22 protein-coding genes are annotated in these 26070 nt (G+C 48.6%); 18 read left to right on the forward strand and 4 right to left on the reverse strand.

The window, feature by feature from the left end; all coding sequences use genetic code 11:
• The first annotated feature begins 9 nt into the window (after nt 1-9).
• The 3 genes from BUA34_RS15725 (at nt 10) to BUA34_RS06645 (ending at nt 4388) form a co-directional block, all read left to right on the forward strand.
• Nucleotides 10-1167 (forward strand): hypothetical protein, encoded by a 1158-nt coding sequence (locus BUA34_RS15725; protein WP_139255890.1) that lies wholly within the window; start codon nt 10-12, stop codon nt 1165-1167.
• Nucleotides 1168-1248: 81 nt separating this feature from the next.
• Nucleotides 1249-3465: a PEP/pyruvate-binding domain-containing protein gene (locus BUA34_RS06640; protein ID WP_072827943.1), complete on the forward strand. Its 2217-nt coding sequence runs from the start codon at nt 1249-1251 to the stop codon at nt 3463-3465.
• Nucleotides 3466-3476: 11 nt separating this feature from the next.
• Nucleotides 3477-4388 carry a hypothetical protein gene (locus tag BUA34_RS06645; protein WP_072827944.1) on the forward strand — a complete coding sequence of 304 codons (912 nt, stop codon included), beginning with the start codon at nt 3477-3479 and terminating at the stop codon, nt 4386-4388.
• On the opposite strand, the gene BUA34_RS06650 is transcribed toward BUA34_RS06645, so the two are convergent.
• Nucleotides 4385-4906, reverse strand: coding sequence for a hypothetical protein (locus BUA34_RS06650; protein WP_072827945.1), 522 nt, complete (start codon nt 4904-4906; stop codon nt 4385-4387). The two genes, BUA34_RS06645 and BUA34_RS06650, sit on opposite strands and share 4 nt — an antisense overlap.
• 63 nt (nt 4907-4969) lie before the next feature.
• Between BUA34_RS06650 and BUA34_RS06655 the strand changes: the two genes are divergently transcribed.
• Together BUA34_RS06655 and BUA34_RS06660 are read left to right on the forward strand one after the other, a co-directional pair.
• Nucleotides 4970-5866, forward strand: a complete 897-nt coding sequence (locus tag BUA34_RS06655; RefSeq protein WP_072827946.1) for a flavodoxin — start codon at nt 4970-4972, stop codon at nt 5864-5866.
• A gap of 113 nt (nt 5867-5979) precedes the next feature.
• The gene (locus tag BUA34_RS06660) at nt 5980-6567 is read left to right on the forward strand and encodes a fibrobacter succinogenes major paralogous domain-containing protein (protein WP_072827947.1); all 588 of its coding nucleotides are present in this window, start codon (nt 5980-5982) and stop codon (nt 6565-6567) included.
• 110 nt (nt 6568-6677) lie between these two features.
• On the opposite strand, the gene BUA34_RS06665 is transcribed toward BUA34_RS06660, so the two are convergent.
• A complete protein-coding gene (locus BUA34_RS06665; RefSeq protein WP_072827948.1) occupies nt 6678-7895 on the reverse strand; it encodes a TraB/GumN family protein in 1218 nt (405 codons plus the stop codon).
• Between the two features lie 146 nt (nt 7896-8041).
• Between BUA34_RS06665 and BUA34_RS06670 the strand changes: the two genes are divergently transcribed.
• The 12 genes from BUA34_RS06670 to BUA34_RS06725 all read left to right on the forward strand — a co-directional run bounded on the left by BUA34_RS06670 (nt 8042) and on the right by BUA34_RS06725 (nt 21243).
• Nucleotides 8042-8641, forward strand: a complete 600-nt coding sequence (locus tag BUA34_RS06670) for a hypothetical protein (RefSeq protein WP_072827949.1) — start codon at nt 8042-8044, stop codon at nt 8639-8641.
• A gap of 75 nt (nt 8642-8716) precedes the next feature.
• Entirely contained in the window at nt 8717-9151 is a 435-nt protein-coding gene (locus BUA34_RS06675; RefSeq protein WP_072827950.1) for a hypothetical protein, read from the forward strand.
• An 89-nt stretch (nt 9152-9240) separates the two neighbouring features.
• On the forward strand, nt 9241-9909 hold the full coding sequence (cmk, locus tag BUA34_RS06680) for a (d)CMP kinase (protein ID WP_072827951.1): 669 nt from the start codon (nt 9241-9243) through the stop codon (nt 9907-9909).
• 36 nt (nt 9910-9945) lie between these two features.
• The gene (locus BUA34_RS06685) at nt 9946-11718 is read left to right on the forward strand and encodes a 30S ribosomal protein S1 (protein WP_072827952.1); all 1773 of its coding nucleotides are present in this window, start codon (nt 9946-9948) and stop codon (nt 11716-11718) included.
• Between the two features lie 42 nt (nt 11719-11760).
• Entirely contained in the window at nt 11761-12870 is a 1110-nt protein-coding gene (locus BUA34_RS06690; protein ID WP_139255891.1) for an acyltransferase family protein, read from the forward strand.
• 269 nt (nt 12871-13139) lie between these two features.
• On the forward strand, nt 13140-14441 hold the full coding sequence (gene coaBC, locus BUA34_RS06695; protein ID WP_072827954.1) for a bifunctional phosphopantothenoylcysteine decarboxylase/phosphopantothenate--cysteine ligase CoaBC: 1302 nt from the start codon (nt 13140-13142) through the stop codon (nt 14439-14441).
• 9 nt (nt 14442-14450) lie between these two features.
• Nucleotides 14451-15389, forward strand: a complete 939-nt coding sequence (locus tag BUA34_RS06700; protein ID WP_072827955.1) for a uracil-DNA glycosylase family protein — start codon at nt 14451-14453, stop codon at nt 15387-15389.
• A gap of 170 nt (nt 15390-15559) precedes the next feature.
• On the forward strand, nt 15560-16981 hold the full coding sequence (gene dnaB, locus BUA34_RS06705; RefSeq protein ID WP_072827956.1) for a replicative DNA helicase: 1422 nt from the start codon (nt 15560-15562) through the stop codon (nt 16979-16981).
• A 9-nt stretch (nt 16982-16990) separates the two neighbouring features.
• Entirely contained in the window at nt 16991-17773 is a 783-nt protein-coding gene (locus tag BUA34_RS06710) for an MlaE family ABC transporter permease (RefSeq protein ID WP_072827957.1), read from the forward strand.
• Between the two features lie 10 nt (nt 17774-17783).
• A complete protein-coding gene (locus BUA34_RS06715; RefSeq protein WP_072827958.1) occupies nt 17784-18578 on the forward strand; it encodes an ABC transporter ATP-binding protein in 795 nt (264 codons plus the stop codon).
• A gap of 65 nt (nt 18579-18643) precedes the next feature.
• Nucleotides 18644-19837: a hypothetical protein gene (locus BUA34_RS06720; RefSeq protein WP_254794358.1), complete on the forward strand. Its 1194-nt coding sequence runs from the start codon at nt 18644-18646 to the stop codon at nt 19835-19837.
• Nucleotides 19838-19986: 149 nt separating this feature from the next.
• Nucleotides 19987-21243: a hypothetical protein gene (locus BUA34_RS06725; protein ID WP_072827960.1), complete on the forward strand. Its 1257-nt coding sequence runs from the start codon at nt 19987-19989 to the stop codon at nt 21241-21243.
• A 279-nt stretch (nt 21244-21522) separates the two neighbouring features.
• Here the strand turns inward: BUA34_RS06725 and BUA34_RS06730 are convergent, their stop codons facing one another.
• On the reverse strand, nt 21523-22959 hold the full coding sequence (locus tag BUA34_RS06730; RefSeq protein WP_072827961.1) for an alanine/glycine:cation symporter family protein: 1437 nt from the start codon (nt 22957-22959) through the stop codon (nt 21523-21525).
• Between the two features lie 111 nt (nt 22960-23070).
• A complete protein-coding gene (fabV, locus tag BUA34_RS06735) occupies nt 23071-24300 on the reverse strand; it encodes an enoyl-ACP reductase FabV (RefSeq protein WP_072827962.1) in 1230 nt (409 codons plus the stop codon).
• Between the two features lie 247 nt (nt 24301-24547).
• On the opposite strand from fabV, the gene gltX reads away from it, so the two are divergent.
• Nucleotides 24548-26008, forward strand: coding sequence for a glutamate--tRNA ligase (gltX, locus tag BUA34_RS06740; RefSeq protein ID WP_072827963.1), 1461 nt, complete (start codon nt 24548-24550; stop codon nt 26006-26008).
• The last annotated feature ends 62 nt before the right edge of the window (nt 26009-26070 follow it).

Raw genomic sequence — 26070 nt, forward strand, 5'->3', positions numbered from 1 at the left:
GATATGTTTATGAAACGAATGATATTGCCTTTGGGTGTGTTGCTTTTCGTTATCGCATGCGGTGATGATTCTTCTAGCGCAAATTATCAATGGGCGGAAAATTGCTCGAGCTCGAGCGAAGATGTTCAAGAGTCTTCGAGTTCTCGCAATGACGTAAGTAGTTCTTCAAGCTCTCGTAAAGACATAAGCAGTTCATCTCATAACGTCATCCTGAGCTCAAGCGAAGGATCCAGAAGCAGTTCGTCTTGTCATTCCGGACCCGATCTGGAATCTTCAAGTAGCATGGATTCTATCAGCTCTTCGAGCTTCCAGAATGACAAATCATCATCGAGTGCAATAAGTTCTTCCTCATTGATTGCTTCGAGTTCCTCGAGTTCTCGTAATGACTTGAGCAGTTCGTCGCATAACGTCATCCTGAGCTCTAGCGAAGGATCCAGTAGCAGTTCGTCTTGTCATTCCAGACCCGACCCGGAATCTTCAAGTAGCATGGATTCTATCAGCTCTTCGAGCTTCCAGAATGACAAATCATCATCGAGTGCAATAAGTTCTTCCTCATGGATTGCTTCGAGCTCATCGAGCTCTCGCAATGACGTAAGCAGCTCTTCTAGTGAAATCCCTACAGATCCTTCGAAAATTTTCGAAATGCGAGTCCCGAAACGGGATGCTTACACATGCGAGGAAAGAGGAGATTGGGGAGACGGCGTTTTTACAGAAACATATTCGCAGAATGATTTTGTATGCACATACGATTACGATGGCGAAAAAGGATTCTTGTATGTGCAGTTGTCGCCTACTTCTTGTTCTTTCGGATTTTCCTTAACGCCCAATTATGACGTTGATAAAGCGGAACTTTATGTTGATGGAAAATTTGTGGATATATCGGATGTTAAATATGAATGGGGTGGAAATCATCACGTGCAAAAGTTGTGGTTTACATATAAAGGTAAGGTATTCCGTTACGGACAATCATCGTTGGGCTGGGGAGGGCGTCCTTGTCAAGGAATGGACTGCTTAAATGTCTTTGAATCAGATAAAAAAACTTATGTTGTGAATGGTTGTGATGAACAGCGTTCTATTCCTATCGTTTGTAGAGGGGTAAATGCGGAAAATCCAGTTTTTGACTTTACTGACACGTTTAAGGTTTGCGACGGGGATTCGCGAAATTGAGAAAAAATTAAAACTTATCGTGTTTTGGTTGTTTTTAGAATGAACTGGAGCGTTTAGGCATTTACGAGGTATATTATTACTATGAAATACTGTAATTTGTTGTTCGGTTGTATTGCTGTTCTCGTTATCGCTTGCGGTGACGATTCTACGAGCGCATCTGACGCGTGGTCTGAGGTGAGTTCATCGTCGTTCGATTTCAGCTCGTCTAGCCAAGCTGGGCCTGTTCCGGAATCTTCCAGTGATTTTCCGCTCCCTATCTTTATCCAGAACGATGACCAATATACCGGTTTTTACAAACAAGATGGCTATGATGCCTTCCGCAAATTATCGTATACGTCCAAAACAGAAATGGGCGCAAGTTATTTGGTAAAAATACTTATTAGCGATTTTGGTACGGATTCTGCCGAAGTTCATTTTATGAACTCGAATAAGTTCATTTATCATTATGATTTTGCGGAAATGGTGTTGGGTGAAACTCGCTCGCTTGCTGTTTTCAATCAGGAAACTTATTTCAGTGCGGAGAAAAATACTGTCGCTGGAACGCTTGCGTATTACGCCTCTGTGGATTCCATGATTGCATTGACGTTTTTCCCGACGGATTATATTACGCCTGTGCAAGTCGCTGCGGTTTATAGGCTAGTTCAAGATCGCTTGCTTTTCCTCAATTCAAAAGGTGCAAAGAACCGGCTGTTCTATATGCCGGCGGGCTCGACCGCTGAGAGGGCTGCTGCAGAATACGCCAACGAATTTAAAAAAGCGGACATTCTCGTCTTTACGCATGCGGAACTGTTTGGCGATATTCCGTATCAGATTATGAATACGGGAACGGCTTACGGGACGCTCCGCAAGCTCTCTGCAGCAGAACTCGATACGGCAATAGTCTCTTCGCATGACATTCTGATTCTCGAAACGCTCCCGGCCGAAATTCCGCTTGTCGCGGCGACTATCAGCAAGGATGCGCAGACTCCGCTTTCGCATGTGAATCTTGCCGCTCAAGCACGCAAGACGCCAAACATAGCCTTTAACGGGAACGAACTCCCCGATAGTTTGCTTGCACTTTGCGGAAAGTTGGTGAAACTCGATGTCAAGGCGAACTCCTACACGGTGGGCGAAACTTCGCTTGAAAAAGCTCAAGCATTCTGGAATAAGAATGTGCGAAACCCGATAAAATTGACGTATGATTTGTCTGATTCGGGATTCATCAATTTTGCAAATCTCAATTTCAAGTCGTCAAAATCGGTGGGCGTGAAGGCCGCAAATCTTGCTGAACTCCACAAACTGCTGCCCGAAAATACTCCTGATGGTTTTGCCGTGCCGTTTTACCATTACAGCCATTTTATGGATTACGCTCAAGTTACGGAAGAACTGTGCGGACGCTCTTTTGAAGACTGCGGAAAAGAAGGCCGTTCGTCTGAAATTTGTACGGAAGTGAAGAATGCTTGTGTAAGTGCCCTTCGGCAAGTGCAGAGTGCTGTATCTAGGGAAACTGAGCCTGCTGTGGCGCCGCGAGCGTCTCTCCGTGGTTACATCACAAACATTATCGCTCGTGATGATTTTAAGACCGATACGCGCCTCCGCGAAGCGATGCTCGACAATGTCCGCTACATGTTCAAGCATATTCCCGTTGAAAAAACTTTTGGTGATGCTTTAGATGCGAAGGTTCGTGAACTTTACGGCGAAGCAGGTGTGCGTCTGCGTTCCAGTACAAATTCCGAGGATTTGGAAGACTTCAACGGCGCAGGGCTTTACAAGTCTGTCAAGGCGACGGCGCGCGAAAAGGATTTGCCGTCTGATGAAATCCGCAAGGTCTGGGCTTCTGTGTGGAGTTTCAAGGTGTTCGAGGAACGGACTCTTTGGAACATCGACCACATGTCCGTTCAAATGGCTGTCGCAGTTCATGAAGCCTATCCGGACGAAGTGGCGAATGGGGTCATCATTACACAGAACATCGCGGACTATTCTGTGGCGGGTATTTACGCAAACATTCAAGTTGGCGAAACGTCGATTACGAATCCCGAGGGCGGTGAACTCCCGGAAATCATTTCGATTATTCCGTCTCCGCCTCCGCAGCGTGGTGTGCAAAGTGTGCTGTTACAACATTCTTCGCTGAGCCCCGATTCGCTGATTCTGTCGGATGGTGAAATTTACACGCTCTATCAATTTGTTCAGAGAATTCAAAATCGTTTTGCGGTGCTTTACAATGTGTATTCGGACGCTCTAGCCCTTGATATTGAATTTAAGGTCATGGGGGAGGAACGCAAATTGATTTTTAAACAGGTTCGCCCGTATATTCTTTAAGAGATATAGATATGAATTTGTATAAAATATTGCCAATTTGCTCATTGCTTTTTATTGCTTGTACTGATGATAATTCCGATAGTATATTTAATGTGGAATCTGAAAATTTAATGAGTTCCTCTTCGATTGTCATTCCCGCCTCGAGCGGGAATCTCCTTTCCAGTTCTTCCCGTCATTCCGTGCCTGACCCGGAATCTTCCAGTTCCTCTTGGATTGCTTCGAGTTCTTCGAGCTCTCGCAATGACGTGAGCAGTTCGTCAAGCATTCGCAATGACGTGAATAGTTCATCAAGCGTTGCTGCCCCTTCTAGTTCTGCGATTCTTGCAGTGTCCTCGTCTTCTGCGACGGTTGCCGTGTCGTCCAGCAGCGAAACGCTCGCGGACCCGACGAAACTTTTCGATACCCGCGTTCCAAATCAGGAAGCTCTTTTCTGTATGGACAGCACTGCATATACAGTGTTTAAAAGATATGTTGAAGAAAAAGATCTCATTTGTAGCTTTAAATATGATGGCGAAGAAGGCTTTGTGTATGTGCAGAGTAATCCGACAAAATGCATCGGAAGCGAGCTAACCCCTGTATATGATGTTCATAAGGCGGAATTTTTTGTCAACGGTTCCAAACAAGAAATTACGGATGTGAAATACTACGGTGGCGGATCGCATGGAACTTATTCAATCAGGTTTACATACAAAGGCAAAGTTTTTGATTACGGTTATTCTACGATGGGCATGGGCGGTCGCCCTTGTCAAGATGTCGATTGTATGAACGTCTATGAAGCTGACGGAAAAACTCTTGTCCATAATGGATGCGTTAATAGAGAACGCTCGCTTCCGGTAGTCTGTCGGCATGCTAAAAAAGACGGAACTTTTACCAGTTTCGAAGATACTTACCACATTTGCGAATATGATATTTTGGGGGATTAACTCTCGCTCTGTTTTGCGTTGAATTTTTGCCTTTTAAAGTACAAAATTTTCGCCATTACGGCCAAAATAATAACGTATGGCAGCATCAGAACAACTCCGAGAAATCCGCCGCCCACTAGTATTATAAAAGAGCCTATGATGAAAATGGGGATGAATGGAGTCAGCAGAATATAGAATGCCTTTGTATCGCTAGATGTGAAGAATAGGTAATTGTAGCTGAGAATGCAGGTCCCTGACAAAAAGAGTATGATTATAGATAAAAAAATGAAAAATATAAGGAGGTCATCCCCGGTGGAGTGTGTTGGTTCATCGAAGAGGAATGGAATGAGCAATAATAAGGGTATGGATGAAGATATGATTGTGGCTATTTTGAAACCTTTTGCGGCTTTGCTGGCTTGAGTAAATAAGTCTTTATTTTGCGGTAGCTCGGATGCTTGCCGCTCTTTTTTTGTTATTCCCCATCCGAAAATAAATACGAACAGTGCAAAAATGAAAAATAGGACGATTATAAATTCCATGGGACTCCTTCGTTTTAAAAATAAATATCTTTTCATTGAAAAAAGTTTAATTTGGAGGTGATTATGTCCCGTTCCTTGAAATTTGTTCTCGCTATGTCGGCGGTATTTGCCGCATCGGCGATGTTCTCCGCTTGCAACAAGCAAGAAGTTGCGCAGTCCAAAACCCAGCCTGCGCCGGTTGCCGAAGTTGCTCCGCAGCAGTCCAAGTCTGTGGTGGTTTATTTCTCGCAGACGGGAGCGACCAAAAAGTTGGCACAAGTTTTCAAGGAAGCACGCAATGCAGACGAGTTTGAACTCCAATTGGTAAAACCTCTCCCCTCGACTTACGATAGTACGATTGCCGAAGTCCGTGCCGAACGCGAAAGCAAGCAGTGGCCCGCTCTCGTGAACGCAAAGCTCGATGTTGACAAGTACGATACCGTGTTCCTCGGTTATCCGATTATGTTCGGGACGTTTACGACTCCAATTTACACGTTCCTCGAAGCGAACGATTTGAGCGGAAAGGTCGTGGTGCCCTTCTGCACTTATGGTAGCGGCGGTCGCAAGGCAAGTGCAAACGAACTCAAAACGCTTGAACCGAATGCTAACGTGACACTCGCTTATGGAATTTCTAACAAGCGAATCAACGCCGAAGGCGGTGTCGAAACGGCTAAGGCCGAAGTTGCGGCGTTCTTTGCAAATCTTGAAACGGGCAAGACCGAAGAAATGCTTATGGGCGGTTTCTCGGAACAGCGTCCGCTCACTGCAGAAGATTCCGCTGCATTTGCCGAAGCGACGAAGGATTATGCATACTTGGGCTTGAAACCGCTTAGCGTGTCTTCGCAGGTGGTTGCTGGAATGAACTATCTCTTCGTTTGCGAAATGAAGGCTTTCGGTGGCCCGGCAACGCAGACGAACGTCAAAATTTTCAAGCCACTTCCAGGCCGTGGCGAAGCTCAGCTTATTGGCGTAGAAAAGTAAATTAGTCATGCCCGTCCCGGAACAAGTCCGGGATGACAGGCGGGCATCTCTCATAACGTCATTGCACGTCATTGCGAGTGAAGCGAAGCAATCTATACAATCAAAATTTCACAATGAACTATTTATCTTCTATCCTCCTTTTAGCACTTGTCGCTTCTAGCGCTTCTCTTGCCGCTCCCAAAGCAAAAAAGCAGGAACTCAAGGATCCGCGTGATAAACAAAAGTACCGCCTTGTCAAAATAGCCGACCGCACCTGGATGGCGGACAACTTAAACTACAAAATGCCCGGCAGTACATGCTATCGAGAAGACGATGACAACTGCATGGTCTACGGACGCCTTTACACATGGGATGCGGCTAAGTCTGCGTGCCCTGCAGGGTTCCGCTTGCCAACAAATGAAGACTTCGAAAGCTTGTGGAAAGCTGCTGGCGGCGATTTCAATGCGGGCTACTTGATTAAAACGAATTACGGCTGGTCAGGCGAGACGAACGGAAACGATACGCTCAAGTTTAGCGCCATGCCGTCTGGCAACATGTTCGATGACGGCACCTACGGTAACGAAAGCAAGTTCGCGTTCTTTTGGAGTGCAAACGTAGAAGGGAGCGATGCATCGGTGTGGTATCTTTCCTCAAAGTCTATGGGTTTTAGCTACATGATGAAACCGAAAGCGTTCGGATTCTCGGTGAGATGTGTGCAGTAAGCGGATACGTCCGGTTGCTGTTACGGAATTGCTTGGCTATCAAAAAAAGTCCGCTTTTAGGCGGACTTTTTGAATAACATAATTTTGACAATCTAGGCAGTCTGAACTAACTAGAACGCCTGATAAATTTTGAGTATCGCGAGAATCTTTCCGATGATGGCCGGAATGCCTGGACACAAGAAGCAGAGGATGACTCTCGTCACACGGTTCTTCCACCAGCGCTTGACCTGCCAAATGTCGTCTGTTAGCGTTTCCATTTCGGAGACGCGCGGCGGTCGTACGTAAACCTGCGTCAGTGCTGTAAAGAATCCAACCCCGATAAGCGGTGTAAGCCCTGTAAACGGAGCCATGACCAGCGCCACAAGTACGGTCAACGGATGGCCGCCAGCGATGATAGCACCGAGCATGGCGCCACCGCCAGTCAGCATGGCCCACTGCAGGCTCAACTGTCCGGCCTTCTCGATTCCTGCGAAATAGCCAACGAGCACGATGCTTGCGATAATCGCGAGCGTGATGGTCCAGCCGATGATCTTCCAAATTGCCGTTCCCTTCGGGATGACAGAAATGGATTCCTCGCTCGGCAGTTCCTTGTCTTCTTCGATGATGCTTGCGATGCCGCGCATGTGCCCTGCGCCCACAACAGCCACGACCTTGTCGCCTGGAGCGTTCTTGATTTTGCTTGCGAGGAACTGGTCGCGTTCGTCGATGAGCACTTGCTTAACTTCGGGGAACGTCTTTCCGAACTCCTGCATCATGGAGTTGAGGGCGTCCTTCTCCTTGATTCTCTGGAGTTCTTCTTCGCTAATCTCGGTTTTGTCGAAAATGCTTGCGAATAGCCCGCCGAGCAAGCTGAACTTGCGGTACCACGGAGTGCAGGCCCAGGTTCGTTTGAGCGTGATCTTGATATCGCGGTCCGCGAGCACGATGGGAATATTTTTTTCGTTTGCAACGTCGACCGCTTCCTTCAGTTCGGAACCCGGTTTGACTCCTGTCTGTGCGCCCATGCGTTTCTGGTACGAGCCAAGAACGAGGTTTGCAATGAGGGTGGCGAGTTGCTTTTTGCGGATGACGTCTCTCAGGTCTGTATTCTTCCAACGGTTCGGGTCCTGGATGGACTTGAGACGGCCTTCGTCGAGTTCCACGCAGACGGTGTCCGGGGATTCGGTTTCGATGGTCTCATGAACAAGATCTTTGGATACTTGCGAAATGTGGGCGGTCCCGACGAGGACGATTTCTCTGTTGTCCTTGGTGTGGATACGGTAAACGTCGGACTTGTCACCCGTTACAGCGTTCTTAATTTCTTCAGACTGAGAATTGACTTCATTCATACGGTAGAGGTAATGTAGAAAAAGATAGGGGGATAAATCGCAAAATGCCGAATTTGGGTACATTTTAAGTAAAAAACGGAACAACTTAAAAAAAATGTGAGAAATATGTGTATATTTTGATAGGATTTTTTTCGGAGGAGTACCCCATGAAAAAATTATTAGTTCTTTTGTCTGCAATGAGTTTGTTCCTTTTGGGTTGCGCTGGCACCCCGCAGGAAGATAATGGCGAGGCTTTGGATAATGCCCTCGTGTCGTTTACCTCTAGTGTCCAGAGCTCTCGCTGGCAAGAAGCTCTTAACTATGTGACTCCGGACGAAGCACGCCAGATTGGCACTTCGGACGGCTATGAATTTTTGCCGGAATACCAGACTGCAGCAAGCCGTCTTCCGCTTTCTACACTCCGCAAGGCCGGACTTAGCGTCGATAGCGATGGCCGTCTCGTGGGTATCAAGGCTGTGATGGACGAAACCAACGAACGCTACAAGGTTTCTGAAGATCAGGCTAAGGTCGGTACGAACCTGAAGCAGATGGAAGACGATCGCATCAAGCGCCGTCTTGAAGAAGGTCAGAAGATTCTTCAGGAAGAAGAAGCTACAGCTCACCAGGAACAGCAGGTCGAAGTTCTCACCAACCGCCTTACCGACGACGAAAAGCGTAAGTATGGCAGCACCGGTGAACTCCTCGCTCCGGAAGCAACCCGTGACGATGGCACGACCGAAGAAACCTACAATGGTTCTTACAGGTAGTCGAATCGTCTGAGTTCAAATTTTGTAGATTATAATCCCTCGACATGTTCGAGGGATTTTTTTTAGGAGTGCCCCATGAAAAGATTCTCTGCTCTTCCGTTTTTGCTGATTGCCCTTGCTCTTGTGGCTTGTGGTGGGGATTGGAGCGTTGGCCCTAATGACGGTGGCGCCTCAATCAACAGAAGTTACCGTTACTATTATGGGGTTGACTGTCGTTATGATTCCTTTGGCTCTTACGACTGTACCGATTATTACTCCTTGTCTCCGTCTGTGGGGGCGCGTTTGCAGGTGACTCGCGATGGTTATGTAACTCTTTGCGTCGATGGTGAATGCTCGTATTACGATCCGGGTGAGTACGATGTGGGTTATGATCATGGGGATCGCTATTATGATTTTGTAGGGGACGATGTAAGGATGACTGTCTATGAAGATGGCTCCGAACTCGTCTATATCGATAGTTACGAAAGAATGGCTTACTACTATTACCGCGATTACGACTACTACTATTAAAAAAGGGGCAAATAAGGGGCTTTTTCGCTTACATTTACTGTCAACTGCCTTCTGCCTACTGCCTACTTTTTCTATCTTATGCCCCACTCATGAGTAATTCGGAAAATTTTGTTATCGCCCTTGATGGTGGCTCAGGCACAGGCAAGAGTACCACTGCAAAGATTATTGCAAAGAAATTGGGCATTACCTACCTCGACACAGGTGCGATGTACCGCGCCGTGACGCTTGCCGCCCTCGAAAAGGGGTTGCCGGCTGAAGAAGGTGCTGCCATGGACGAATTGCTCGGGAACCTCACACTCGGGTTCGACTCCGAAAACCACGTGCTTATCAACGGCGTTTCTCGCGAAAGCGAAATCCGTGGCATGAAGGTCTCCAGCAACGTAAGCATCTACTGCGCCCTCCCGTCGGTCCGTGCCGCAATGACAAAACAGCAGCGTGAAATCGGCAAGAAGCAGAGCTGCATCCTGGATGGCCGCGATATCGGAACGGTCGTATTCCCCGATGCGAAGTACAAGTTTTTCATGGTGACGGACGTGAAGGTCCGCGCCGAACGCCGCTACAAGGAACTCCTTGAAAAAGGCGAAAAAGTTACCCTCGAAGAAGTCCTTAACAATTTGGTCGAACGCGACCGCCTGGACTCCTCTCGTGCGACCGCCCCGTTAAAGAAGGCGGACGATGCTATTGAAATTGACACTACACACATCTCAATCGAACAACAGGTTCAAAAGATTCTCGACTACGTAGGTGTAGTGGCGTAGCCTGAATCCTTTGTTACCACAACCCAATTAACTAATATGTCTCAAAATCTCAAATTCGGAACTCAAGAAGATCTCGAAGAAATTCTCGCCGCTCAGGGTGAATGCTCCCCGGACTTCCGCAAGGCCAACGCTGACGTCTATGCCGGCATGGGCTGCCTCGAACAGGGCAAGCTCGTCACGGGTAAGATTAGCCAGGTGAACGAACAGGAAGTTCTCGTCGACGTGAACTACAAGTCCGAAGGCGTTATTGATCGCGCCGAATTCAAGGATACTGATTCTCTCGAACTCGGTTCCGAAATCGAAGTGTTCGTCGAAAAGCTCGAAGACGAAGACGGTCGCCTCATCCTCTCCAAGCAGAAGGCTGACTTCGTTCGCGTGTGGGATCGCATCCACGCTGCATTCGAAAACAACGAAGTCGTACGCGGCACTCTCACGAAGCGCATCAAGGGCGGCGTTGTCGTCGACCTCTTTGGTATCGATGCCTTCCTCCCGGGCTCTCAGATCGACCTCCGTCAGATTCCGGACATCAACGCTCTTATCGGCCAGGAATTCGACCTCAAGGTTATCAAGGTCAACAAGGCTCGTCGCAACATCGTCGTTTCTCGCCGTGTTGTTCTCGAAGAAGAACGCAACAAGCAGCGTGGCGACGTTCTCGAAACTCTCGAGAAGAACCAGGTCCGCAAGGGTATCGTCAAGAACATCACCGACTTCGGTGCATTCATCGACCTTGGCGGCGTAGATGGCCTCCTCCACATCACCGACATGAGCTACAAGCGCATCAACCACCCGTCCGAAATGCTCCAGCTCGGTCAGGAAGTCGAAGTCATGGTTCTCGACTTCAACGACAAGAAGGAACGCATCTCTCTCGGCATGAAGCAGCTTAAGCCGCATCCGTGGAAGGATATCGCCGAACGTTATCCGGAAGGCGCTATCGTCAAGGGTAAGGTTGTTTCCATCACTGATTACGGTGCATTCGTCGAACTCGACAGCGGTGTTGAAGGTCTCATCCACGTTTCTGAAATGTCCTGGACCCAGCACGTCAAGCACCCGTCCAAAATCCTCACCGTCGGTCAGGAAGTCGAAGCTGTTGTTCTCAAGGTTGAAGAAGATGCAGAACGTATCTCTCTCGGCATGAAGCAGCTCGAATCTGATCCGTGGGATTCTATCGAAACCGAACTTCCGCCGGGCGCACGCGTCGTCGGTGAAATCCGCAACATCGCTTCCTTCGGCGCATTCGTCGAAATCAAGGAAGGTGTTGATGGTCTCATCCACGTCTCTGACATGTCCTGGACCAAGAAGATCACCCACCCGAACGAAATGGTCAAGAAGGGTGACAAGGTTGAATGCGTCGTGCTCGCCGTCGATAAGGAAAAGCGCCGCATTTCTCTCTCCATGAAGCACCTCACCGAAGACCCGTGGGATTCTATCGATTCCACCTACCCGGTTGACTCTGAAGTCAAGGGCAAGATCGTTCGCATGCTCGACCGCGGCGTCGTGGTTGAACTCGCTGACGGTATCGAAGGCTTCATCCCGGTCTCCAAGCTCACTGCTGAATACATCAAGGTTCCGGCCGATGCATTCAAGGTTGGCGACGAAGTTCCGGCTGTTGTAACCGAAATCGATCAGAACAACCGCAAGATCTATCTCTCCGTTGTTGACTACTTCAAGAACCGTGAATCCGCTGAACTCAAGGCTTGGATGGACTCCCACAAGCCGGGCGAAAACGGCACCACGATTGGCGAAGCTGTTGCTCCGAAGAAGAAGGCTTCCAAGAAGAAGGCTGAAAAGTCCGAAGAAGCTGAAGCTTAATTTGGTTTCAAACTAAAGCTTAAAGGAATCCCGCAGGCAACTGTGGGATTTCTTTTTTTATTAGTTTGCTATTTTAACTTTATGCAAAAACGTATTCAAGAATTAGATGTTTTGCGTGTGTTGGCAATGTTGTTTGTGGTTACATACCATTTCGCATTGCAATATGTAGCAGAAGGTATCCCTTGCTTTAATTTGTTCTGCACAACAGTAAACTATGATTTTGGGAATATTGCTGTTACACTTTTTATAGCTCTTTCAGGAGGGCTACTTTATAAAAAGTATGGAACAATCGGTTTTTCTGAAAAAGGTGCTTTTAAAGAATTTTATATAAAGCGTTTCAAGACAATCTATCCGCCGTTTTGGATTTTGAGCCTTTATATTCCCTTGACGATGATCCGCCATTTTATGGCGGATGGTAATGCTTTCTTTATGGGGCATCTGCTTAAGCTGTTGTTTACGATAGTGGGCTTTGATGGCTACGTTCGGCAGTATGGCGTTGATACCTATGTTTTTTGCGGTGATTGGTTTGTTGGGGCCATTGTACTTTTGTACTTATTGTTCCCGTTGCTTGCCAAATGCTACCATCATAGGCCTTATTTGACATTGTCTACTCTTGCGGTGCTTTATTCTTGTCAATACTTGATTCCTGCAGAATATGATGATGTGTTTGGTGCCTTACCTGTGACTTTATCTTTGAAATTTTGCGTCGGTTTTATGCTGGTCGAAAACTTGGAACGATTAAATGATTTGCGACTCGTTTTGGTTTCGGCTGTGGTTTTTGTTGTGCTCACGTTTGTCGATATCCCCGGTCGAATCAATACGGATTGCTTGGGGGCTGTAGCCGCCTTTGCTCTGTTTGTAATCGTGTTTTATATAGCCCCGTTCCTGTTGCGTTATAAGATGATTGACCTTACTGTTCAAAAACTTGCGACGCTTTCGTATTGTGTGTTTTTAGTGCAGCATGTGGGCATTGTATGGGCTCAAATGGCTTTTGTCAAGATTTTCGAAAGAATGCACTGGAACTTTACGGAATGGAATGTCATGGTACTGCTGGGTCTAACTATGGGCGTCATATTAATTGCTTCTTGGATTTTAAAGCGGATAAGCGATGCCGTTGTGAAATTCTTCTCACGCTTTGCTCAGTCTCCTTGACCTTGTTAATTTGTCGTTCCCCTAACGGAGCATGATGTGAGATCACAAGAGACCTCTCGCTTGATACCCTTGCATGTCATTCCCGGCTCCGACCGGGAATCTCCTTTTGATACAAGATGGAGGTGCGTGCTTTCGCGGGCATGACATAAAGAAGAATCCCTTAGTGCTGGGGGACTCCTTGCACAGCTCGAATCACGGAAATCTCTAATGACTATTGACCAATGACTATGAACTAAGCTATTTCTCTTTATTTTTCTATCTTGCACTTCATGAATCTCGCTGGAAAGAAAATTCTTCTTGGAGTCTCGGGCGGAATTGCCGCCTACAAGTCTTGTGAACTCTTGCGCCTGTTGCAAAAGAAAGGCGCCGAAGTGCGCGTCTGCATGACCGAAGCCGCTACACAGTTCGTGGCCCCGCTTACGTTTGCTAGCCTCTCCAAGTGCCCGGTTTACCTGAAAAATGGCGCCGTCGAAGCGCGTCCTTTCCAGCATATTGATTTCCCGCGTTGGGCCGACCTTTATCTCGTCGTTCCGGCGACCGCAAATGTCATCGGAAAGTTCGTCTATGGCATTGCCGATGACCCTGTGAGCCTCTGCTTTATGAGCTGCACGGGCCCGCGTTTTATCGCCCCTGCGATGAATGTCGCGATGTTCAATTCTCCGGCGGTCAAGCGCAATCTTGAAACGCTTCGTAGTTTTGAAAATACGTTCGTGATGGACAGCCCTGCGGGCGAACTTGCCTGTGGCGAAGTCGGCAAAGGCCGTCTCCTCGACCCTGCAGAAATTGTCGCTTATTTAGAAGCTAGTAGTGTCATCCTGAGCGAAGCGCCGCGCGCGAAGTCGAAGGATCTTCAAACTCTTCCTGCTGAAAATGAAGTGGATCCGACGCTTCCCGGTTACGGCAAGAAGGTCCTCATTACGGCTGGCCGCACCGAAGAAGCGATTGACCCGGTGCGTTACATTAGCAACCGCAGCAGCGGAAAGACTGCTGTTGCAATCGCTGCGACGTTTCTTGTAAATGGCTTTGACGTGAGCGTTGTCGCAGGCCCGATGGAAGCCGAATTTCCAGGTGCTGTCCACGTGACAAAAATCAAGAGCGCTTGCGACATGCACAAGGCCGTTCTCGAACAGATGAAAAATGCCGATGTGCTCGTGCATTGTGCCGCCGTGGCCGATTACCGTCCGAAGGTTGCCGCTACCGAAAAAATCAAGGATAGCCGTAGCCAGCTCGTCTTGGAACTCGAGCCGAATCCGAACATCTTGCGCGACAGCGTTGCTCAAAAACGTGCGGATCAGGTTATCATCGGTTTTGCGCTAGAAACGGACCACTTCAAGGAACATGCGGCAGAAAAGCTCAAGAAGAGCGGCGCCGATGCGCTCCTCCTCAATGCCCCTGTCGCAGCGAACAGCGGTTTTGGTTTTGACGAAGTCCGTTACACCTTGATCCGCGCGAACTCCCGCAATGCTCAAAATGCAGGCGAGGTTGAAATTCCCGAGATGAAGATGGGCTCGAAAATCGATTTGGCGCAAGAAATTGTAGATTTTAGCCTAGATAAGTTAAAGAACGTTTAGAGGAACGACATGCCCGAAGAATTTGATTTTAGCGAACTTCGCAAATATCTGCAAGGCCAAATGGACATGGGCGAGGAGGACTTGCTCCTTGATGAACCATGGACATTGACTCGCAAAAAGTCTGTCGTTCCTGCTGGGGCTCCGCGCCCTGCGAATCCGATGCCGCAAATGATGCGTCCGGCGAATCCGGCGCCATTCCCGCAGCCTTCGATTCCGAAGAACCCGGCGCCGATTCCACAACAATCGCCGTTCCCTTCAAACCCCGCACCGTTTGCAAATCAGGCGCAGCCCGCTTTTCAGCAGTCTGTATTTGGCGCTCCCGCGCAACCCGCGCCGGCCCCGGCGCCAAAGCTCGATGCGGGTCTCACCATTGCTCCGCGTGCCGTCAAGAAGACGACTGCCGCGTACGAACTCGCCGATTCCATCGGCGCCTTCTACGATGCGCTCAAGACAGATGCTCTCTACGCGCGTACTGCGAACGTTGTTCGCTACGCTGGCCCGGAGCACCCGCGTCTTTTAATTCTCCTTGCTGCTCCCAAACAGGGCGAACAGATTGGCAACTTTTTCCAGTCTCCCACCGGCGAAATGCTTGTGCGTTTGTTCGGAAGCCTCGGCTACGCTCCGGAATCTCTTGGCGTCACGTATTTCTACAAGGATGCTCCGCGAGCACTATCTCCGATCCTGCTCGCCTCGCTCCGCCGAATGCTAACAAAGGAACTTTCCTTTATTGCACCTGAAATCATGATAACCTTTGGTGAACCACTTTTCTATGACGTGTTCAGCAAGGGCAAGAACTTCAATGATCTCGCCGGTACAGCGCTCGACTTCAACGGCACAAAGACTGTTTCGCTTGTCGATGCCTATGCGATGACAACGGACAAACAGCTTAAATGGCTCACGTGGAAAGTTCATATCCCGCGTAGCGGCCTTTTCACCGCCGCCAAGTAGCCCGCGCATACCCCCGCGCATTTTCACTTTGCATTGTCACCTCGGACGCAATGTCATCCCGGACTCTGTTCCGGGATGGGGTCGCCATTTATGGCACATTTCCCCCCGCTTTTGCGCTGTCACTAAAGGTCCTGTGTAAATTTTTATTGTATATTTAAATCGGTATAGTTATGTCAGAAGAAAATAATTCCAAGTCGTTTGATGGTCGCCAAATGCCCGCCGATGTTGAGGCGGAGCGCTGCCTGTTGGGCGGTATTTTGCGTGACCCCGAAGTGATGGGCGTCGCTGTGATGGCCATCAGTGACGATGACTTTTTCTACATGGAACGTCATCAGTTGATTTGGAACGCACTTTGCAGTTTGAACAAGGCGGTGACCCCCATCGATCCCGTGACGCTTTCGGCGGAACTTACGAAGATGGGGAAGCTCGACATTGTCGGTGGACGTGAATACATCTTTGAATTGATGGAATCCGTCGCATCGTCAGCGAATGTCCCGTGGCAATTGGAGCACCTCCGCAGCAAGGCGGTGCTCCGCAAGCTCATCCGCACGTCATCCGATATTATCCGTCAGGCGATGGACCCGGCATCTACTCCGGACAATGTGCTTCAAGATGCCGAACGTGATATCTTTGCGATTGCCGATAACCAGGTGCGCAACACCTTGAAGTCTATCGACAACTTTGTGGCGCCTCTTCTGGAACGCATTAACAATCGCAGGGAAGGCGGCATTACAGGCGTGCCTACGGGCATTACGGAACTGGATGAACTCACGAACGGTCTCCAGAATTCCGACTTGATCATTCTAGCAGCTCGTCCTGGTGTGGGTAAGACTTCTTTCGCTATGACGGTTGCTGCAAACGCAGCCATTCGCTATGGCAAGAACGTCGCTTTCTTCAGCTTGGAAATGGACGGCATCCAGCTTGCCCAACGTCTGCTCTGCTCGCAGGCGCAGGTGGACCAGAGTAGGCTCCGCAATGGTAAGCTCAACTCTGACGAAATCAAGAAAATTATCGCTGCAGTGACTCCGATTAACCAGGCTCCGCTGTTTGTCGATGACAACGCTGACCTTGGCATCATGGAACTCATGAGCAAGGCGCGCCAGCTCAAGCACAAGGGCCACCTTGATTTGCTCATCATCGACTACTTGCAGTTGATGAAGACCGGCAAGGAAGAAAACCGTGCCGTCGCTATCGGTGCGATTTCTCGTGGTCTTAAGATTTTGGCAAAGGAACTGAGTATTCCGGTTATTGCGCTTGCTCAGCTCAGCCGTAAAGTCGAAGAAAAAGGCCGTGAACGCCCGCAACTTTCGGACTTGCGTGAATCCGGTTCTATCGAACAGGACGCCGACATGGTGTGGTTCGTGGAACGCCCGTTTGTGCAGACGCATAAGGACGAAGACCGCTACAAGGCAACGCTCATTGTCGCGAAGCACCGTAATGGTTCTGTGAAGGATATCGACATGAGCTTCGTGCCGGAATACACGACGTTCTACGATGCTACCGACCAGCAGGCTGGCGGTGACGAAGATTATCAGTATGGTTCAGATGACGAGGGCGGTGGACCGCAGGTTGCCGACTTCGGCGATTTCTAAGAGGTGAAGATGCCGTTGATTCTGAAACCGATATACTGGATAGGGCAAAAGATTGTCGATGCAATCGCCTCCGTGGGCGAGTGCATTTGCATCCTGCTTGTTACACTCAAGCAGTTCCGCTATGTGCACAAGAATCCTTCCTTGATTGTAAAGGAAATGATTTCTGTTGGCGTTTCTTCGCTTCCGCTCTTGTTTGTGACTTCCATCTTTACGGGCATGGTCGCAACCATCATGGCTGAATTCGAATTCCACAATCTCGTGTCCGACAAGTTTGTGGGAACCGCCGCATGCAAAATGGTGCTCATTGAACTTGGACCGCTCCTTACGGCTATCGTGCTTTCCGGACGTGTGGGGAGTGCAGTTGCTGCTGAAATCGGTTCCATGAAAGAAAAAGAAGAACTATCTGCTTACGTGGTTCTTGGGCTTGACCCGTACCGCTACCTCGCGATGCCGAGATTCTTTGCGTTCTTGACGATGATTCCTTGCCTGACCGCCATTTCGAATGCGCTTGCGTTGATTGGTGGCTGGATTGTCTGTGTGCTTGCTTTGGATATCACGACCTACACCTATTCGACCGGTATGCAGTACCTGTTCGATAATTTGGACTTGTGGGCGGGGATTATCAAGTCGATAGTATTTGGGACGATTATTTTTGTATTGGCTTACTATCACGGAACGCACTCTAAACCGGGTGCCCATGGTGTTGGCCTTGCAACGATGAGCGTCGTGGTTTCAAGTTGCCTTATGATTTTGGTTTCTGACTTTATTCTTGATGCGTTCATGTTCTTCTAGAGGTTGAGTTATGCCGAATGTAAAAATCGATCCGAACGACATTGCGATTCGACTCAAGGGACTTAAAAAGTCCTTTGGCCCTCAAACGGTTCTTGAAGATGTGAACCTCGATATTCGCCGTGGCGAAACGATGGTGATTATCGGAAAGTCCGGTGGTGGTAAGTCCGTTATCTTGAAGCACATGATTGGACTTTTGCAGCCGGATGGCGGTGAAGTGACTGTTGATGGCGTGACTATCAGTACGCCGGAATTCTTCGATACGCGAACGATCCGCCGCAAGATGGGAATGTTGTTCCAAATGGGTGCCTTGTTTGACTCCATGGACACAGGCGAGAATATTGCCTTTGCCTTGCGTGAACATCACCCGGAAATGTCAGAATCGGAAATCCAGAATGTGGTCACTGAAAAACTCCAGATGATCAACCTCGTGCCGTCTTTCCGTACAAAGATGCCGTCTGAACTTTCGGGCGGTATGCGTAAGCGTGTTGCGCTTGCAAGAGCCATTGCGCTGAACCCGGAAATTCTTTTGTACGATGAACCGACGACGGGTCTGGACCCGATTACGAGTGACGTGATTAACGACCTTATTCTCGATATGCAGAGCAAGCTCGGTGTCACGTCTGTCGTGGTGACGCACGACATGGTGAGCGCCTTCAAGGTCGCTGACCGCATAGCCATGCTTTATAATGGCCGCATCATCGAAGTGGGAACTGTCGATGAAATCAAGAATACGAGTAATCCGTATGTGCACCAGTTCATTACTGGGCAACGAAAAATATCGGTGGATGGGGAATCTCAAGAGTAGATTTTAAAAAAGTGGGGAAAATTATGGAAAGGAAAAAGTTTATACCGTTATTATTATCGTCTGCGATGGCTTTTTTATGGGCCTGCGGCGAAGGAAGCATCAATGAAGTCACTGATGTGGATGAAAGAGCTAAAGCGAATTTGTTAGAAAAGCTTGATTCGACGAAGAAAGACTACGAAAAAAACGTTCATGAATTTGTAGACAAATTCTTGGAATACTGCAATGGCAAGGAAGGCCATAAGGATGGTTGCGAGGCTGAGTATAAAAAGAGCAGCAGCTCCAAGGGCAGTGATGGCGGAAGTGCTTCTTCGAATTCTTCTAGCAGCACTACATCGAAGTCTTCTAGCTCTGGTAAAACAAATTCCAGCAGCTCCAATGACGGAAAATCCAGCCCGAGCGGGTCGAGCAGCAGCTCTAAACCCGTGAACAGCTCTTCTAGTGGCGCTAGCAGCTCTAGTGCTAAGTTGAAGGCCTCGGGCGAGTGCGTCTTGACTATGCCGGATGTTGTTTATATTGGCGACCAAATTAGCTGGCGTTATGTCCCGGATGAAGGCTCTTTGGAAGAAGCCGAATTCACATGGAGCTTTAATGACGACGATGCCAAAAACTGGGTTGTCGATGGTAAAGTTTCGGGTACCGGAACACCTGAGCTTTTTGTGACCTTCAAATCGAAGGGAACAAAGGTGGCTCCGACTTTGACATTTGACGGTAAGGGCTTCGAATGTAAGAATGTGAAGGTGGCCGCCAAGGACGATCCTGTAAGTTCTTCTTCGGAACCGGAATCGTCTTCTTCGGAACCGGAATCTTCGTCGGCACAGTCTTCAAGTTCTGTGAAGGGCTATTGCGCTGTAAGCAAGCGTAAGATATTTACGGGTGAAATGGTTGACTGGTATATCGTGGATGTCAATGGAAACGAACTTTCTGGTGTGCATCAGTGGGTTAAGTTAGGCGATGATACTGCCGAATTGATTGATGGTGAACGCAGCGGGTCGGGAAGCACTCGAATTCAAGTGAAGTATACAAGGCCGAATTCCAAGGTTGAGCCTATGGTCACTTGGAATGGTAAAACGGTTAGCTGTGATCGTAATGAATTGGATGAAGATGATTTCGATGCTCTGCTTGTCGTAGAAACATTGCCTGAGAGTTCCTCTTCTGAAGAGGTTCCTGAGGAAAGTTCTTCTTCTGAAGAAGAAGAAAAGTCCAGTTCTTCGAAGGCTGTTGATCCGTGTCTAGAAGACCCTGAAAGCTGCATCTTCTGATGATATTATACAACAAACTGTATAATTAAGTTTACAAAACGTTCTGGAGCTAAATCCGGGACGTTTTTTCTTAATTTCCTGAATAAAAATCACTTACAGTATTTGCATATTGGCTTGATTTAATTTATTTTTCAGCTAAGAGGTTTTTTATGAATAAAAAGATTTATGCTGGAATGATTACTTTCGGTGTCGCCGCAAGTTTTTGGGCTTGTGGTAGTGGTGAAATTTTGAAACCCGATGAACTGACGGATAAGAATGCTTTAGTTATTGCTGCTTTGGAAGATCAGGAACCTACAAAGCTTACCGAAATGGTAAACCTTAGAGTCCTTGATACTCTTTGCCCGGATTGTCTTAAAGGTACTGCTTCTAGTTCCTCCAGGGCTATTCCGACTCCTAGATCCTCTAGCTCTAGAAATCCGTTTGTGAATTCTTCTTCGAGTTCCCAGCTTATAATTAATAGCGCAACTTCGTCTTCTACACCTCCGGTGTACGAATCGTCATCTTCGTATAACCCAAACCCGGTTCCTGTATATTCCTCTTCTTCATCTACGCCAGTTGTTGTTGGTGAAGATATTGGTACCTGCGGTCCGGAAACGCCGACTGTAGAAAGTGGTGCAAAAGTTATCTGGGTATTCAAGAACGGTAAGGACTTTCCGGGTAACATGATGTTGAATTCGGACTTCACATGGACAACATCTGATGCAAATGTGCCTACTGCAACGATTGGCGGTTATAAGGGACGTATCGATACAGTAACGTATGCTGCCTCAGGTAAGCATAATGCATCGGTGTCTGTGTTTGTGAAGACTTCGGGTGCTACTTACAATATTTCTTGCACGCCGGTTCAGGTGAACGGTGCTCCGATTACGGGTTGCAAGTGCACTGCTGCTGATAAGAAACCGGATGTCTCTGTTGGCGGATCTTGGACCGTGACTGGCTGTACTTCTGCTGGTGCTGAGATTACTGGTTATGAATGGCTTGGCGCTGTTGGTGATGGCCCGACTGCAACTCAGGCATTTACGAAAAAGAACCAGATGGCTGCTCCGGTTGTGAATGTTTCTAACAATGACAATACGGTTCAACCTGTCCAGTGCGATGAGGTTGTTTCCGTTGATGCAACTGATCCGGACTACATTCTCACGGAACAGAATACGAAGATTGAATTGCCGAAGGGTGAATCGACCTTGGTGCTTGACTTACCGTCTGGCTGGCATGGTGGTGCTAATACAGGTACTTGCACCTTGAGATGCGATGATGCTGGTGGCCCTGTTACGATTACGGTCGGTACGCAATCTTCTAAGGCTGATTACTCTGCAACGCTTTCTATCCCTGTGGAAAACACGATGAATAAGAGCGCAATTGTGGTTGGTCTTGATCTTGCTGCAAAGTGCCAGATTGCTTACTAATCAAATAGTTTAGAAACGAATTTAAAAAGACCTCCCGCATGGGAGGTCTTTTTGCATGCTTCGTCATCCTGAGCGAAGCGAATACTACTCAGAAGGCGAGTGTTGCAAAAATGAGTAAACTCTTTTTTATAACCGAGCCAAGGAGTAGGGGCGTAGCCCCATCCAGTCATGTCTAGTTACAAGAAAAAACTGGATATTTCGTGGATCTGTTTTGCTTATAAAATTAAAGCCCGCTTTCGCGGGCTCTAATAATCAATGTTTATTGCCGAAGACTAATGACTAGTACTTTTCGTTCTTGAACTTAGTAAGGAATGTTTTTGTTTCGCTTGCCACAATCCCGGAGAGGAGGATGAGTGCAATCAAGTTCGGGAATGCCATCAGACCGTTAAAGATATCTGCGCTTGTCCAAACGGCACTTACTGTGAGGTATGGTCCGATGAAAATTGCGAAGATATAAAGCCAACGGTAGGTAAGTATTGCCTTCTTGTCTTTGCGGCCAATCAAGTACTGCAAGCACTTTTCAGAGTAGTAGGCCCAGCCGAGAATCGTCGTGAATGCGAAGAATACGAGAGCTGTTGCAAGGAAGTACGGAGCAATCACTGCACCGCCAGGGATAATGGCGAGGCCGCGGGAGAATGCTTCCATCGTGATGTTCACGCCTTCGAGTCCGAGTTTCGGATCCCAAGCGCCCGAGACCACAATTGCAAGGCCGGTCATTGTACAAATGATAATTGTGTCGAAGAACGTGCCCGTCATGCAAACGAGACCCTGACGTACCGGTTCTTTTGTCTTTGCTGCGGCTGCTGCAATCGGTGCAGAACCGAGGCCCGCTTCGTTACTGAAAATACCGCGGGCAATGCCTTTCTGCATGGCAACAAAGATGGAACCGACAACACCGCCAGTGACTGCGGACGGGTTGAATGCGGCCTTCACAATCGTTTCGATGGCAGAAGAAATCTGCGAGAAGTTGAGGAGCAAAAGGAGTACGCAGGCGATGATGTAGATGATTGCCATGATGGGAACAATGTACATCGAAACCTTCGCGATGCGCTTGAGACCGCCGATGATGACGGTTGCTGCAAAGATTGTGACGAGGAGGCCTGCAATAGCGGTCGTGACGCTCACGGAGTTTCCGCCGATGTTGACAAATTCAGCGGCGTTCGGGGTGAGGCGAGCCATAGCGCTTGTGATGCCGTTGACCTGCGTGATGGTGCCAATGCCGAGGAGGCCTGCTGCCATGCCAAAGATGGCAAAAATCACGGCGAGCCATTTCATGTTCCAGCCAAAGCGTTCTTTAATGCCTGTTTCAATGTAATAGAACGGACCGCCGAGAACCTTGCCGTCCTTATCGACCGTGCGGTATTTGACAGCGAGCAAACCTTCGGCGTACTTTGTAGCCATGCCGAGGAATGCGGCGACTTCCATCCAGAAGAGAGCGCCAGGGCCACCGGTGCCGATAGCGGTTGCCACACCGACGATGTTACCCGTACCGATTGTGGCAGCGAGAGCCGTGCAGAGTGCACCGAAGCTAGAGACTTCGCCTGCGCCATCCTTTTCGCTGTGGGCCATGAAGCGCAGCGCATTGTGCAAGTTCATGACCTGCAGACAGCCGAGACGGATGGTGAGGAGGATGCCTACAAAGAGAATGATGACAATGAGGGGAACGCCCCAGACGTACCCATCGATAGCATCGAGAATGGAATTGAGTGTTTCCATAAGTTGTCCTTGATGTTAAGGGGTTTTGTCCTAAAGTTAGAAATTATGGAACGCAATGTCGATTGCTTTTGTCACCCCGGATTTATTCCGGGGGCGCCATATACGTTTAAATTAGATACTAGTTAGCGTTTTGACATCCGCCTCGTAGTCCACTCCATCAATATCGAAACCGTTTGTGGCAAGGAAATCATGACGATAACCTTCGAAATCGCCGACTTCGGCAAGGTTTTCTTGCGTGACTGTTGCCATGCGCTTGTCGACTTCTTCTTGGACTTTTGTATCTAATTCGTAATCGTCAATGCGGATAAGGTGATTTTCGTCTGTTGGAACGCTGGAACCTGTATAAAGTCGTTCAGTCATCAATCGTTCCATTTGCTCGATGCAGCCCTCGTGATTACCCATTTCTTTCATGACCTTAAAGAGCACGGAAATGTACATCGGAATGATGGGAATGACGGCACTGGAGCGTGTCACGAGTCCTTTGTTCACTGAAACATAGGCTTCGCCATGCAGGTCGTTTTGCAGTTCCTTGTTGAGCTCAAGAGCTGTTGCTTCAAGGTGCTTCTTGGCGCCTCCGATGGTGCCATCGCGGTAAATCGCATGGGAAAGTTTTGGCCCGATGTACGAATAAGCGACTGTCTTTACGCCTTCGGCAAGTACGCCCGCCTTTTTGAGCTGACGGACCCAAAGAGCCCAATCTTCGCCGCCCATTACTTTAACTGTGCTTGCTGCTTCCTCTGCGGTGGCGGGCTCTGCGCTGATGGTACTGATTTTGCCGGTGATACAGTCAATTGTTGCTCCGGTAAATACGCCGCCGATTGGTTTGAGGACGCTGCGATAGACTGTTCCGTTATCTGGATCGACTCGGACGGAACTTGCGACACTATAAACTAATAGATCTACTTTTTTGCCCATCTTCTTAAGGGTATCGATAACGTTCTTGCGCATTTCGTGCGAAAAAGCATCCCCGTTAAATGTTACGGATTCAAGGCCTGCTTCTTTTGCGAATTTGTCAAAAGCCATGTTGTTGTACCAGCCTGGCGTGCCTGTTTTTTCGCGTGAACCGTCGGTCAATCCGTCGGAACCCTCTTTTTCAAAGGAAACTCCGATGGTTGTAGCCTTGTAACCGAAGGCTGCTGTGATACGGCTTGCAAGACCGTAACCGGTAGAGCAACCGAGAACGAGGACTGTCTTGGGAGCGTCTTGGGGGATGTTGTTAAGAATGCCTCGTTCGGCAAATTTCTTTTCGACGTATTCGATTTGATGCTTGACATCGGCAGCGCAGCCCTTCGGGTGGGCGTTGACACACATGTTGCTGCGGATCATTGGCTTGATAATCATTGAGACTCCATAGTTTACTTGCGCTCGCAAGTTAGAAATTAGAGGGGCGGGTCCTTGGCTTGTGTTTTCATTCTGTAGGGTAAAAAATAATTGCGTAATATTTGCGGCGTATTTTTGAAAGTTTGTCGGGAAGCGCTATGGCTATGAGTTCCAATAAGTCGCTTCATATAAAGCTATGGATTTTTTTTACACAATTGAATTTGCTAATTTTTGTCATAAAAAGTAAAAAGGTTCATTAGAGGAAATTATGACTGAAAAAAGTCCAGTTCGTGTTCGCTTTGCTCCGAGCCCCACGGGTTATTTGCACGTTGGTGGAGCACGTACCGCAATTTATAACTACTTCTTTGCAAAACACATGGGTGGTACGTTCTACCTGCGCATCGAAGATACTGACCGTAAGCGTTATAACGAAACGGCCCTCCATGACTTGATGCGCGATCTCAAGTGGCTCGGACTCCAGTGGGATGAAGGTCCGGGTTGCGAAGGCGATTGTGGTCCGTACTTCCAGAGCGAACGTTTGGACATTTATCACCGCGAAATCAAGAAGCTCTTGGATGCGGGCTATGCTTATTATTGCTTCTGCTCTGAAGAACGTCTGCAAGAAGTTCGCGCTGAACAAGAAAAGTCTCATGTGCCGGTCACGGGTTACGACCGCCACTGCCGTAACATTAGCCGCGAAGAAGCTGAAGCTCGCATTGCTGCTGGCGAAAAGGCTGTTATCCGCTTCAAGGTTCCTGAAACGGGCGTCACGGAATTCGATGACATGATCCGTGGCCACATCAGCTACCAGAACGAACTTTTGGACGACCTCGTGCTCATCAAGCGCGACGGCTACCCGACTTATCATTTTGCAAGTGTCGTGGATGACCACCTCATGGGTACCACTCACGTGCTCCGTGGTGATGAATGGATCAGCTCTACGCCGAAGCACGAACTCTTGTACAAGGCATTCGGCTGGCAGCCGCCTGTATGGTGCCATTTGCCGGTGATTCTCGACAAGAACGGTGGTAAGCTTTCCAAGCGCAAGGGTGCAGCTTCCGTGGGTGACTTCCGCGATCTCGGTTACTTGCCCGAAACGCTCGTGAACTACTTGGCACTCCTCGGCTGGAATCCGGGTGATGACCGCGAAGTCATGACCATCAAGGAAATGGTCGAAAGCTTCACGCTCGAACGCATTAACCCGAAGTCTGCAAGCTTCGACGAAAAGAAGCTCCAGTGGATGAACGGTCAGCACATCCACATGTGCGACGACGCGTTCCTCAAGGGCATTATGAAGGAAGGCCTTGCCGCAAAGGGAATTGACCTTTCCAACGAACCTGAAGCACGCCTCGATGAAATCGTGAAGCAGCTCAAGCCGCGCGCTCACTTTGTGCAGGATCTTGCTGAAATGGCTGTGTACTTCTTTGTCGCTCCGACAACTTATGATGAAAAGGGCGCGAAGAAGCACTTTGGCGAAGGCTCCAAGGAAATTGCAACGCTCGTGCGTGACATGCTCGCTTCCATCGAAGACTTCAAGACTCCGGTCATCGAGAAGGGTTTCTACGAACTTGCTGAACGTTGCGGTCACAAGGTCGGTGAACTTGTCGGTGCTCCGCGCCTTGCAGTGTCTGGCGTTACCGCTGGCCCGGGTCTCTGGGAAATGTTCGAACTCATTGGCAAGGAAGAAGTGCTCCGCCGCATGGATGTGGCGATGCCGCTGATGAAGTAATGCGCCAATATTTCCCCTATCGTTTATACTCGCAACAGTTGTTCTGTCGGCAATGCCGACAG

This window comes from Fibrobacter sp. UWB12 (genome assembly GCF_900142485.1).
Taxonomy (GTDB): Bacteria; Fibrobacterota; Fibrobacteria; order Fibrobacterales; family Fibrobacteraceae; genus Fibrobacter.

What these genes read in the sequence shown, in the direction of transcription:
- BUA34_RS06670 (WP_072827949.1), top strand. Translation starts at nt 8,042, where the DNA reads ATGAAAAAATTATTAGTTCTTTTGTCTGCAATGAGTTTGTTCCTTTTG.
- dnaB (WP_072827956.1), top strand. Translation starts at nt 15,560, where the DNA reads ATGTCAGAAGAAAATAATTCCAAGTCGTTTGATGGTCGCCAAATGCCC.
- BUA34_RS06650 (WP_072827945.1), bottom strand. Translation starts at nt 4,906, where the DNA reads ATGGAATTTATAATCGTCCTATTTTTCATTTTTGCACTGTTCGTATTT.
- BUA34_RS06640 (WP_072827943.1), top strand. Translation starts at nt 1,249, where the DNA reads ATGAAATACTGTAATTTGTTGTTCGGTTGTATTGCTGTTCTCGTTATC.
- BUA34_RS06645 (WP_072827944.1), top strand. Translation starts at nt 3,477, where the DNA reads ATGAATTTGTATAAAATATTGCCAATTTGCTCATTGCTTTTTATTGCT.
- BUA34_RS06710 (WP_072827957.1), top strand. Translation starts at nt 16,991, where the DNA reads ATGCCGTTGATTCTGAAACCGATATACTGGATAGGGCAAAAGATTGTC.
- coaBC (WP_072827954.1), top strand. Translation starts at nt 13,140, where the DNA reads ATGAATCTCGCTGGAAAGAAAATTCTTCTTGGAGTCTCGGGCGGAATT.
- BUA34_RS06730 (WP_072827961.1), bottom strand. Translation starts at nt 22,959, where the DNA reads ATGGAAACACTCAATTCCATTCTCGATGCTATCGATGGGTACGTCTGG.
- BUA34_RS06715 (WP_072827958.1), top strand. Translation starts at nt 17,784, where the DNA reads ATGCCGAATGTAAAAATCGATCCGAACGACATTGCGATTCGACTCAAG.
- BUA34_RS15725 (WP_139255890.1), top strand. Translation starts at nt 10, where the DNA reads ATGAAACGAATGATATTGCCTTTGGGTGTGTTGCTTTTCGTTATCGCA.
- BUA34_RS06725 (WP_072827960.1), top strand. Translation starts at nt 19,987, where the DNA reads ATGAATAAAAAGATTTATGCTGGAATGATTACTTTCGGTGTCGCCGCA.
- BUA34_RS06655 (WP_072827946.1), top strand. Translation starts at nt 4,970, where the DNA reads ATGTCCCGTTCCTTGAAATTTGTTCTCGCTATGTCGGCGGTATTTGCC.
- BUA34_RS06720 (WP_254794358.1), top strand. Translation starts at nt 18,644, where the DNA reads ATGGCTTTTTTATGGGCCTGCGGCGAAGGAAGCATCAATGAAGTCACT.
- BUA34_RS06675 (WP_072827950.1), top strand. Translation starts at nt 8,717, where the DNA reads ATGAAAAGATTCTCTGCTCTTCCGTTTTTGCTGATTGCCCTTGCTCTT.
- BUA34_RS06700 (WP_072827955.1), top strand. Translation starts at nt 14,451, where the DNA reads ATGCCCGAAGAATTTGATTTTAGCGAACTTCGCAAATATCTGCAAGGC.
- BUA34_RS06665 (WP_072827948.1), bottom strand. Translation starts at nt 7,895, where the DNA reads ATGAATGAAGTCAATTCTCAGTCTGAAGAAATTAAGAACGCTGTAACG.
- gltX (WP_072827963.1), top strand. Translation starts at nt 24,548, where the DNA reads ATGACTGAAAAAAGTCCAGTTCGTGTTCGCTTTGCTCCGAGCCCCACG.
- BUA34_RS06660 (WP_072827947.1), top strand. Translation starts at nt 5,980, where the DNA reads ATGAACTATTTATCTTCTATCCTCCTTTTAGCACTTGTCGCTTCTAGC.
- fabV (WP_072827962.1), bottom strand. Translation starts at nt 24,300, where the DNA reads ATGATTATCAAGCCAATGATCCGCAGCAACATGTGTGTCAACGCCCAC.
- cmk (WP_072827951.1), top strand. Translation starts at nt 9,241, where the DNA reads ATGAGTAATTCGGAAAATTTTGTTATCGCCCTTGATGGTGGCTCAGGC.
- BUA34_RS06685 (WP_072827952.1), top strand. Translation starts at nt 9,946, where the DNA reads ATGTCTCAAAATCTCAAATTCGGAACTCAAGAAGATCTCGAAGAAATT.